Origin of the sequence: Mycobacterium sp. 1245111.1 (assembly GCF_001673405.1) — a bacterium.
Classification (GTDB): Bacteria; Actinomycetota; Actinomycetes; order Mycobacteriales; family Mycobacteriaceae; genus Mycobacterium.
The window spans coordinates 55,592-65,967 of sequence record NZ_LZLV01000110.1 but is presented as its reverse complement, the minus strand read 5'-3'; the positions used below and the strand labels follow the sequence as shown (position 1 = coordinate 65,967).

The following is a 10,376-nucleotide window of genomic DNA, read 5'->3' as shown; positions in this document are numbered from 1 at the left end:
AGGTAGTCCACGCCGGGCTGACGGAGATGCGCGGTGCGACCGCACCGCGCCTGTTGCTCGAAGTCATCTGCGCGCGGCTGTTGCTGCCGTCGGCCAGCGACGCCGAATCGGCTCTGCTGCAACGGGTCGAGCGGATCGAGACGCGGCTGGACATGTCGATTCCGGCCGCCGAGCAGGCGGCGCAGCAACCCGCCTACGCGCGGCGGTCGGCCTCTGTGCGAGTTGTCGCGGCCGAGCCGGCACCGGCGCCTGAGCCGACGCCGGTGCCCGAACCGACGCCGGTCCCGGAGGAGCCCGTCGTCGAGGAGCCCGTCGTCGACGCCGCCGCAGCCGCTGTGGGCTCGGCCGAGCCGAACGCCGCCACGGTTCGCACCCTGTGGCCGACCGTCCGCGACAAGGTGCGCCAGCGCAGCAAGACCACCGAGGTGATGCTGGCCGACGCGACGGTCCGCGCGGTCGAGGGCGACACGTTGGTGCTGAGCCACAAATCTCCGCCGCTGGCCAAGCGGTTGAGCGAACAACGCAACGCCGACGTCATCGCCGAGGCGCTCAAGGATGCCCTGGGCGTGAACTGGCGGGTGCGCTGTGAAGCCGGCAGCCCGGGCGCCGCCCCGGCGCCGGAAACACCCGCCGCCCCGCCGGCCCCGGCCGAGCGTCCGCGCAGAATGGTGCCGCCGCCGCCTCCACCGACGCAAGCGGTTGCCGACGCGGAATCGGATCAGCAGGCCGAAGAGGAAAGCATGCTGGCCGAGGCCGGCCAGGACGACGAGCTGACGCCGCGTCGCGACCCCGAAGAAGCCGCTCTCGAGCTGCTGCAGAACGAGTTGGGTGCGCGTCGCATCGACAACGGCTAGTCGGACGCCCACCTATACGCTGGTCGGCGTGATCACGTCCGCGCAGAGGAGTTACGTCTAATGGGACAAGTCAGTGCAGCCAGCACGATCCTGGTCAACGCTGAGCCCGCCACCGTGCTGTCCGCCGTTGCCGACTACCGGGATGTCCGGCCGAAGATCCTGTCGTCGCACTACCACGACTACAAGGTGCTCGAAGGCGGGCAGGGCCAGGGAACCGTCGCCAGCTGGAACCTGCAGGCCACCAAGTCGCGGGTGCGCGACATCAAGGCCACCGTCGACGTCGCGGGTCATGCCGTCATCGAGAAGGACGCCAACTCGACGCTGGTCACCAACTGGACGGTGGCTCCGGCGGGCCCGGGTTCCAGCGTCACCGTCACCACCACGTGGACGGGTGCCGGCGGCGTCAAGGGCTTCTTCGAGAAGACGTTCGCGCCGCTCGGGCTGAAGAAGATTCAAGCCGAGGTGCTGGCCAATCTGAAGCGGGAAGTCGAGAACTAGCGGGCCACGGACTGGTTGCCCAGGAACGCCGCGACGCCCCGGACCACCGCGTCGGCATATTTCTGCCGGCCCTCGGGGCTCTCCATCAGTCCCGAGTCGACCGGGTTTTTCATGTTGCCGCACTCGACCAAGACCGACGGATACTGCGCCAGGTTCAATCCGGCCAGATCCGCGCGCCCATACAGGCCGTCCTGGCCGATGTAGCTGGCCGGCGGAATTCCCGAGGCCTGCATCTGATCGCGCATCACCCGCGCGAACTGCACCGCGGGTCCGGCCTGCGCCTGGTTGAGCGGCGGCGCGGAGTAGTTGACGTGAAAACCCCGTCCACTCGGCGGGCCACCGTCGGCGTGGATGCTGACGATCGCGTTCGGGTGCAACGCATTGGCCATCGCGGCGCGCTGGTCGACGCAGGGGCCGACCGTGGAGTCGTCGCCGCGGGACATCGCGGTTCGTGCGCCGAGCGCGTTGAGCGCGGCGCGGATACGCAGGGTGGTGTCCCAGGTGAAGGTGTGCTCGGGGTAGCCGTCGTTGGTCGTGGTTCCGCTGGCCTGGCAGTCCTTGGTGCCGCCGCGACCGGTGGGCACCTGGCGGCTGATCGAGGCGTCGTTGGCGCCGTTGTGCCCGGGGTCGAGGAACACGATCATGCCGGCGATGCTGCCGGGTGCCGCGATTGCGGGGGGCGGCGCCGGTGTCACGACGGCAGCGAAGGTGAGGATGCCGACCGCGGCTGACGCCGCAGCGGCTCCGACACGCAGGCGGTGAGGTATGCGCACGGCGCCACGCTAGCCCGGCGCCGTCTACGCTTGGAACTCTGAATCGCCCGCACGGCGCAGGCGAAACCAAGTCGAGACCAAGACGCAAGGGGACTGTCATGCAACCCGGAGGCCAGCCCGACATGTCGGCGATGCTTGCCCAGGCTCAGCAGATGCAGCAACAGTTGATGGCAGCGCAGCAGCGGCTGATCAATTCCGAGGTGACCGGGAAGGCGGGCGGCGACCTGGTCGAGGTCACCGTCAAGGGCAGCGGCGAAGTCGTCGCGGTGAAGATCGATCCCAAGGTCGTCGACCCGGACGACGTCGAGACACTGCAGGACTTGATCGTCGGCGCGCTCGGTGACGCCGCCGGACAGGTCGCGGCCTTGGCGCAGGAACAGCTCGGTCCGCTGGCCGGTGGCATGGGCGGCGGCGCACTGGGTGTTTGAGGGGCCGGTCCAGGATCTGATCGACGAGCTCGGCAAGCTGCCGGGTATCGGGCCGAAGAGCGCCCAGCGCATCGCTTTTCACCTGCTGTCGGTTGAGCCGCCGGACATCGACCGGCTCACCGCGGTGCTGACCAAGGTCCGCAACGGGGTGCGGTTCTGCGCGGTGTGCGGCAACGTGTCCGACGACGAGCGCTGCCGCATCTGCGCGGATCCACGGCGCGACGGCACGCAGGTATGCGTGGTCGAGGAGCCCAAGGATGTGCAGGCCGTCGAGCGCACGCGCGAATTCCGTGGCCGCTACCACGTTTTGGGCGGCGCGCTTGATCCACTCTCCGGCGTCGGGCCCGACCAGTTGCGGATCCGGGAGCTGCTGAACCGGATCGGCGAGCAGGTCGACGGGGTGGACATCACCGAGGTGATCATTGCGACCGACCCGAACACCGAGGGCGAGGCGACGGCCACCTACCTGGTCCGGATGCTGCGCGACATCCCCGGTCTGACCGTGAGCCGGATCGCGTCCGGGCTGCCGATGGGCGGCGACCTGGAATTCGCCGACGAGCTGACGCTGGGCCGGGCACTGACCGGCCGACGGGCGATGGCTTAGGTCGGATTTCGCGACGCGTTAGGCGCGCAAGCGTTCCCGTCGCAGCAACTCCACCTCGGGCAGCTCCAGCGGCGCCAACTCGCCCACCACCTTGCCGAGCAGTAGATCGGCGAACTCCGGATTGCGGGCCAGACACGGCCCGTGCATGTAGGTTGCGAACACACTGCCCTGCACCGCGCCGTCGACGCCATCGCCCAGGCGATTGCCCGCGCCCTTCTTGACCGCCCCGAGCGGCGACGCGCCGGAGCCGAGAACCGTTCCGCCGCGGTGGTTTTCGAAGCCGGTCAGCGGCGCGGTCAACCCGGTCAGCAGCGGCTTGGTGACCAGCTCGCCGATCGTGCGCGACGGCTGCGGTGATGTGGTCAGGTCGAGGAGCCCCACGCCGTCGACCCGTTCACCGGCCGACGTCTCATACCAGTGGCCGAGCACCTGGATGGCCGCGCAGATCGCCAGCACCGGCGCGCCGCGGCCCGCGGCGCGCTGCAGCCCCGGGTACTGGATCAGGTGTTTGGTGGCCAGCCGCTGGGCGTAGTCCTCGGCGCCGCCCAGCGTGTAGAGGTCGAGGCTGTCGGGCACCGCGTCGGCCAGCGTGATCTCGACGATCTCCGCGGCGATGCCCCGCAGCCGCAGTCGTTGCCGCAGCACCGCGGCGTTTCCGCCGTCGCCGTAGGTGCCCATCACGTCCGGCAGCACCAGGCCGATCCGCACCACTGAGGTCGAGTCAGCCATGGCGGGCCAATCGTCGTTGCAGCTGCAGGAAAGCGGTGTAGTTGGCCACCACCTCGACTGCCCCGGGCGGGCACGACGCGATCGCCGCCATGGTGTCGTGGACCAGCGTGTGCTCGACGTCGGCGTAGCCCAGTCGCACGGCGAGGTCGGTGCCGCGTTCGCCGGCCGCGACGACGGCGGTCTTCTCGAAGTGTTCGAAGCGCACGTCCCACAGCCAGGACAGGTCTTCGCCGTCGGGCACCTGCCCGTTGACCGCGATCACCACCCCGGCCGCGTCCTTGTTCACCATCGACAGGGCCTCCTGCCAGCCGGCGGGGTTCTTGGCCAACAGCATTCGCACGCTGTGCGGGCCGACCTGGATGGTCCGGTAGCGACCGGCGACCTCGTCCACACCGGCCACCGCCGCGACCGCGGCCGACGGATCGGCGCCCAGCGCGACCGCGGCGGCCACCGCCTGCGCGGCGTTGCCCCGGTTCACCGCGCCTGGCAGCGCCAGCGTCATCGGCAGCGACAATCCGTCTGGGCCGTAGAGCTTTTCGTCGTCGAACCACCACTGCGGGCTGGGCCGTTTGAAGTCGGCGCCGGTCGAGTACCAGTGCCCCTTGTCGCGGACGATCACCTCGCCGCTGCGCGGGCAGCTCACCGAGTCGGCCGCCCAGCTTCCGCCGGCCGCGACCCACACCACCTCGGCGTGGTCGTACGCGGCGGACGTCATCAGCACGTCGTCACAGTTGGCGACAACGACAGCCGACGGGTGCGCCGCCAGCCCGGCCCGCAGCCGGCGCTCGATCACGTTGATCTCGCCGACCCGGTCCAGCTGGTCGCGGGACAGGTTCAGCAAAATGACAACGGCGGCGTCCACCGCATCCAAGACGTGCGGCACGTGCATCTCGTCGACCTCGAGCACCGCCTGCGCCGCGGCCCGGTCGGCGGCCAGCGCCGCGACCAAGCCGGCGTCCATGTTGGCGCCCTCGGCGTTGGTGGCCACGCCGCCGATGGTGCGCAAGGCCGCCGCGGTCATCCGGGTGGTCGTCGACTTGCCGTTGGTGCCGGTCACGACGACCGTGCTCCGGCCGCTGCCGAGCTGTCGCAGGATCGAGCGGTCCAGGGTCATCGCGACCAGGCCGCCGATCATCGCGCCGGCCCCGCGGCCGGTAACCCGGGACGCCCAGCGCGCGCCGGCTCCGGCGGCCAGGGCGAGTCGTCCTCGGGCGTTGATCACCCCGAGAGGTTAACTGCGCGACACGAGGCGCGGCGACCCGGCGATGTCTGCTCGGCGTGAAATCCTCGGGTCATGCGGGACAGCGCGGCGGCTGTAAAGACGCCCTGGGGTCGGCCGGTCACCGAGGCGGGCTCGGGCTGGGCCGTGATCGACGTCGAGACCTCGGGCTTCAAGCCCGGTAGTGCCCGCGTCATCAGCCTCGCGGTGCTCGCGCTGGACGCCGAAGGGCACGTCGAGCAGTCGGTGGTCAGCCTGCTCAACCCGGGCGTGGACCCCGGCCCGACCCACATCCACGGCCTGACCGCCGAGATGCTGGAGGACCAGCCGCAGTTCAGCGAGATCGTCGGCGACGTCGTCGAACTCGTCCGCGGCCGAACGCTCGTCGCGCACAACGTCGCCTTCGACTACGGCTTTCTGACCGCGGAGGCCGAACTGGCCGGTGTCGAGCTGCCGATCGACAGCGTGATGTGCACGCTCGAACTGGCCCGCCGGCTGGAACTGGGCACCGACAACCTGCGGTTGGAGACCTTGGCCGCGCACTGGGGTGTGACGCAGCGCCGGGCGCACGATGCTTTCGACGACGCCGTCGTCCTGACCGATGTGCTGGCCGCCTCACTGCGACGCGCCCGCGAACGCGACGTCTGGTTACCGGTGCGACCGGTCACCCGGCGGCGCTGGCCCAGCGGCAAGGTGACCCACGAGGAGCTGCGCCCGCTGAAGGTGCTGGCCTCCCGGATGGCCTGCCCGTACCGCAACCCCGGGCCCTACGTCCGCGGCGGGCCGCTGGTGCAGGGCATGCGGGTGGCATTGGCGGCCGAGGTCGCGCGCACGCACGAGGAGTTGGTCGAGCGGATCCTGCACGCCGGGCTGGCGTACGCGGCCGACGTCGACCGCGACACCTCGCTGGTGATCTGCAACGAACACCGCCCCGTGCAGGGCAAGGGCTACCTGGCTCACGAGCTCGGCGTGCCGCTGGTCTCCGACGCGAACTTCATGGACCACGTCGGGGCGGTGGTGGACGGCACCGGCGTCGACGACGTTGTCGAGCCATCGTGCGCAGGCGAGCAATTCGCGCTCTTTTGACGACGGGTGGGCGCTACGCGTGACCGAGCGCCCAATAGGCTTGCCTTCTATGCGATTTACACGGGTGGGGTCGGTGGTGGCTGCTGCGGTCTTGGCAATTGCAGGGTGCTCGCACGAAAATGACTCAGCGGCAAAGACATCCGGCGTGCACGTACCCGACAACTTCTGCAGCCTGCTCAGCGCGGCCGAGATCAGCAAGGTGATGGGCAGCGCGTTCCCGGCGGCCGAGGGCAGCCAATCCCCGAGCGAAGCGCAGTGCACGTCGATCCCGACGGCCGGCAACGACGTGAGCTTCAAGATGTACTGGAACAACGAGTACTGCATCGACGGCAAGCCCGTCGACAAGAAGTGCCTCGAGTCCCAAGCCAAGGGATTCGCGGTCAACAAGCAGAGCGCGGGCAAGGTCCAGAACGTCCCGGGGCTGGGCGATCAGGCGTTCTGTTTCGTGGCCCCGCCGGCCACCGTGGACGTGCTCAAAGGCTGGATCTACCTGATCGTCGGCGCCGACAGCTGCGTGCAGGCCCAGACCTTGGCCGGGATGCTGCTGGCCAAGGTCTCGGCCTGACGCGTCAGCTCCGCGCGGCCCGGTTGACCGCCGACACCACGGCCCGCAGCGACGCGGTGGTGATCGACGGCGCGATACCCACGCCCCACACCGTTCTGCCACCGATCGATGCCTCGACGTAGGCCGCCGCCTGGGCATCCTCGCCGCCGCTCATCGCGTGCTCGGAGTAGTCCAGCACGGCCACGTCGAAGTCGATGCTCGCCAGCGCGTCGACAAACGCGGCCAGCGGCCCGTTACCCGAGCCGGTGATCTCTCGCTCGACGCCGTCGACCTTGACTGTCGCCGCGATCCGGGTGACGCCGTGGTCCTCCTCGGAGGCGTCCACGCGCTGCTTGATCCGCTCGAGCGGCCGGATCGGTGCGATGTACTCCTCGGAGAATGCCTCCCACATCGCCTTGGGACTGACCTCGCCGCCCTCGCCTTCGCTGATCTTCTGAATGACCTGGCTGAACTCGATCTGCAGCCGCCGCGGCAGCGCCAGCCCGTGGTCGGCCTTCATGATGTAGGCCACCCCGCCCTTGCCGGACTGCGAGTTGACCCGGATCACCGCCTCGTAGGTGCGGCCGACGTCACGCGGGTCGATCGGCAGATAGGGCACCTGCCACAGCATGTCATCGACGTCCGAATCCGCGTCATCCGCAGCGACTTTCATGGCGTCCAGGCCCTTGTTGATCGCATCCTGGTGGCTGCCGGAGAACGCGGTGTACACCAGGTCGCCACCGTACGGGTGACGTTCGGGCACCGGCAACTGGTTGCAGTACTCCACGGTGCGACGGATCTCGTCGATGTTGGAGAAGTCGATCTGCGGGTCGACACCGCGCGAGAACTGGTTGAGCCCCAGCGTCACCAGGCAGACGTTTCCGGTCCGCTCACCGTTGCCGAACAGGCAACCCTCGATCCGGTCGGCCCCGGCTTGGTAGCCCAATTCGGCTGCGGCGACGCCAGTTCCGCGGTCGTTGTGCGGATGCAGGCTCAGGATGACCGAATCGCGCCGCTTCAGGTTGCGGCTCATCCATTCGATCGAGTCGGCGTAGACGTTCGGGGTGGCCATCTCGACGGTGGCCGGCAGGTTGAAGATGATCGGCTTGTCCGGTGTCGGCTGGATGACGTCGCCGACCGCGTCGCAGACTTCCTTGGCGTATTCGAGTTCGGTGCCGGTGTAGGACTCCGGCGAGTACTCGAAACGCCATTGCGTGCCAGGGTATTTGGCCGCCTCCTGCACGCACTTGCGGGCCCCGTCGGTGGCGATCGCCTGTACCGCCGCCCGATCGGCTCGAAACACCACGCGGCGCTGCAGGATTGACGTCGAGTTGTAGAAGTGCACGATGGCTTGAGAAGCACCGCTGCACGCCTCAAAGGTTCGCTCGATCAGCTCGGGCCGGCACTGCGTCAGCACCTGGATGGTCACGTCGTCGGGAATCGCTCCCTCGGTGATGATCTCGCGCACGAAGTCGAAGTCGGTCTGGCTGGCCGACGGGAATCCGACCTCGATCTCCTTGTAGCCCATCCGGACCAACAGATCGAACATCCGGCGCTTGCGGGCCGGGCTCATCGGGTCGATCAGCGCCTGGTTGCCATCACGCAGGTCGACGGCGCACCACTGCGGGGCGTGAGCGATGACCTTGTCGGGCCAAGTGCGGTCGGGCAGCCGGATCGGCTCGACTTCGTCGGCGAACGGTCGGTATCGGCTGACCGGCATCGACGATCCGCGCTGGGTGTTCCACGCGGGCTGGCCGGGATTAGGTGGGCCCGCGGGTTTGGTGATGGTGCGGCTGTATGAGTACGCGTCGGGAGATTCGGCCGACGGTTTGGAAGTGCTAGTCACGGTGATTGCTCCGGTTTCGAGGGCGGGGCCTGAGATGGGCCTCTCAAGATTCGTAGACCGGCGCATCGCGAACACCCGCGACAGGAAGCCGGTCTGGATCAGGCCCCGTCGCGGCGTCCGAGAAGGAGCACCCGCTGCACGCCCAGTAGTTTACCGCGCCTGCGTGGTTGGCCAAAACCCCCGGCGGCTACTTGGTCGGCGGGACGATTCGCACCGGGATGTCGGTGTTCTCGTCGGTGTAGTAACTCGCGCAAACCCGGTGGTAGCCGTCGGCGATCTGCATGGCTACCCCGGCATCGAGATTTCCGCGCACGACCAGGATCGGCGACAGCTTCTTGCCCTTCTTGATCTTCTTCAGGTCGCGCTGCACGTGGAAGTTGTCTTTCGGCAACAGCGCGAGCTGCGAGGCCCGCAGCAGGTCCTTGGCCTTCTTGTGTACCACCGGGGCGTGTTTCAACGCGGCCACGATCTCGGCGATCTGCTCGGACGACGCCAGCAGCGCGAGGTAGTCGGCCGCTGCCGGGTAGTCGTGCTCGTCGGGCTCGTCCCCCCACAGCACCGCGGAACCGCTGGCCATGGCCGCCACCTCTCGTCGTAGTGTCGGCCCCCTGCATATCAGACGCGACGACGCGGCGGGCGTCGTCGGGCGCTGGGCGCCGGCGCTGTCGCTTTCGCTTTGGTGGTGTCGGTGAGCGTCACCTTGAACTGCATCGCGCGATACGGCCAACCGGTCGCGGTGTCCCACTGCGACACCACCAGGCCCACCCCGCCGGCCCTGTCCAGCGTCGAGCCCGGCAGGACGTAGCCACCGTAGAGCTGCGCGACCTGGTTGTTGGCCAGGTCCTGGCCATCCCACGTCGATCCGACCACCGGCGTCTGGATCGGGGCCTCATAGAGGTTGGCGGTGGGGGAGTCGATCGCGCGGTAGCCCAGGGCGTACCCCGACGACAGGAAACCGCCCAGGATCCACGTGCCGCTGTCCAGTCGGCGGAGCGTCAGCTCGCCCCAGGTCTCGGCAGGCGGCGTGATCGGTGTGGGCGGGTTGTCCCAGGCCCACTGGTTGCCGTCCCAACCCCAGCCCGAGTACTTGCTCCCGTCGCCGACGTCGTCCGGGCGCACGCGCCGCAGGATGATGCCCTTGTCGCGCTGAAATCCGGTGGACACCACGTAAACCCAGCCGTCGTCGGGGTTGTAATCCCACGACCACAGTTGCGCGTAGCCGTTGTCCATCGAGGCCGGGAAGGTGGCCTGCGGGCCCATTTCCTGCCAGGTGACGCCGTTGTCGGTCGAGCTCCAGATGCCGGTCCAGATGACATTGCCGAAGCCGCGGTTGACGATTGCGTGCAGATACATCGTCTGGTCGATCACGAGTAGGTCGGAGGGAATCACGGTGCTGATGCCGCCGCGGTTCCACGGTGCGCTGTCGTGCACGTAGGGCCACAGCTGCTCGGCGTAGTGGGGGTCTGCGCCGGCCGCGGCCTGGTACTGGATACGGGTTTTCGCGTCCCCGGTCCCGATCAGGGCGACCGGGGACCGCCAGTCGCCCTGGCCGACGCTGTTTCCGGAGAACGTGTCGCCGAACACGCTGACCAGCTTCCCGTTGGGCGCCACCGCGCACACACCCAGATCGGTGGAGGTCACGCCCCACCCGTCGGTGATGCCCGGCCCGGTGATGTCGCCGAGGTAGCCCGCCGACGGCACGATCACAGCGGCCGCGCGTTTCACGCGGGGCCGACGGGCGCGGGTCGATGTGGTTGCGGTGGAACGTTTTCCGGTCGTGGGCATCGGGTGCTCC

At 68.8% G+C, this 10,376-nt stretch carries 11 protein-coding genes and 1 pseudogene; 6 read left to right on the top strand and 6 right to left on the bottom strand.

Going from position 1 to position 10,376, the window contains the following annotated elements:
* Together A5658_RS16395 and A5658_RS16390 are read left to right on the top strand one after the other, a co-directional pair.
* Nucleotides 1-854: pseudogene (locus A5658_RS16395) on the top strand (DNA polymerase III subunit gamma/tau); the annotation flags it as partial.
* Between the two features lie 60 nt (nucleotides 855-914).
* Nucleotides 915-1,352: an SRPBCC family protein gene (locus A5658_RS16390; protein WP_067337201.1), complete on the top strand. Its 438-nt coding sequence runs from the start codon at nucleotides 915-917 to the stop codon at nucleotides 1,350-1,352.
* Here A5658_RS16390 and A5658_RS16385 read toward each other — a convergent pair.
* A complete protein-coding gene (locus A5658_RS16385; RefSeq protein WP_231997343.1) occupies nucleotides 1,349-2,068 on the bottom strand; it encodes an Rv3717 family N-acetylmuramoyl-L-alanine amidase in 720 nt (239 codons plus the stop codon). The two genes, A5658_RS16390 and A5658_RS16385, sit on opposite strands and share 4 nt — an antisense overlap.
* 155 nt (nucleotides 2,069-2,223) lie before the next feature.
* On the opposite strand from A5658_RS16385, the gene A5658_RS16380 reads away from it, so the two are divergent.
* Nucleotides 2,224-2,553 carry a YbaB/EbfC family nucleoid-associated protein gene (locus A5658_RS16380; protein WP_067337193.1) on the top strand — a complete coding sequence of 110 codons (330 nt, stop codon included), beginning with the start codon at nucleotides 2,224-2,226 and terminating at the stop codon, nucleotides 2,551-2,553.
* Nucleotides 2,546-3,157, top strand: a complete 612-nt coding sequence (gene recR / locus A5658_RS16375) for a recombination mediator RecR (protein WP_067337242.1) — start codon at nucleotides 2,546-2,548, stop codon at nucleotides 3,155-3,157. Before A5658_RS16380 ends, recR begins: the two co-directional genes overlap by 8 nt.
* Nucleotides 3,158-3,175: 18 nt before the next feature.
* On the opposite strand, the gene A5658_RS16370 is transcribed toward recR, so the two are convergent.
* Both A5658_RS16370 and A5658_RS16365 read right to left on the bottom strand, forming a co-directional pair.
* Entirely contained in the window at nucleotides 3,176-3,868 is a 693-nt protein-coding gene (locus tag A5658_RS16370; RefSeq protein ID WP_156751510.1) for a type 1 glutamine amidotransferase, read from the bottom strand.
* A 10-nt stretch (nucleotides 3,869-3,878) separates the two neighbouring features.
* A complete protein-coding gene (locus A5658_RS16365; RefSeq protein WP_067337187.1) occupies nucleotides 3,879-5,108 on the bottom strand; it encodes a Mur ligase family protein in 1,230 nt (409 codons plus the stop codon).
* Nucleotides 5,109-5,180: 72 nt separating this feature from the next.
* On the opposite strand from A5658_RS16365, the gene A5658_RS16360 reads away from it, so the two are divergent.
* A complete protein-coding gene (locus tag A5658_RS16360) occupies nucleotides 5,181-6,191 on the top strand; it encodes a DEDDh family exonuclease (protein ID WP_067337184.1) in 1,011 nt (336 codons plus the stop codon).
* Between the two features lie 145 nt (nucleotides 6,192-6,336).
* Nucleotides 6,337-6,756, top strand: a complete 420-nt coding sequence (locus A5658_RS16355; RefSeq protein ID WP_067337181.1) for a hypothetical protein — start codon at nucleotides 6,337-6,339, stop codon at nucleotides 6,754-6,756.
* Nucleotides 6,757-6,760: 4 nt separating this feature from the next.
* On the opposite strand, the gene leuA is transcribed toward A5658_RS16355, so the two are convergent.
* The 3 genes from leuA to A5658_RS16340 all read right to left on the bottom strand — a co-directional run bounded on the left by leuA (nucleotide 6,761) and on the right by A5658_RS16340 (nucleotide 10,366).
* Nucleotides 6,761-8,647 carry a 2-isopropylmalate synthase gene (gene leuA, locus A5658_RS16350; protein ID WP_082993215.1) on the bottom strand — a complete coding sequence of 629 codons (1,887 nt, stop codon included), beginning with the start codon at nucleotides 8,645-8,647 and terminating at the stop codon, nucleotides 6,761-6,763.
* A gap of 121 nt (nucleotides 8,648-8,768) precedes the next feature.
* Nucleotides 8,769-9,158, bottom strand: coding sequence for a ParB N-terminal domain-containing protein (locus A5658_RS16345; RefSeq protein ID WP_067337175.1), 390 nt, complete (start codon nucleotides 9,156-9,158; stop codon nucleotides 8,769-8,771).
* A 38-nt stretch (nucleotides 9,159-9,196) separates the two neighbouring features.
* A complete protein-coding gene (locus A5658_RS16340; protein ID WP_082993211.1) occupies nucleotides 9,197-10,366 on the bottom strand; it encodes a DUF4185 domain-containing protein in 1,170 nt (389 codons plus the stop codon).
* Between the last annotated feature and the right edge of the window lie 10 nt (nucleotides 10,367-10,376).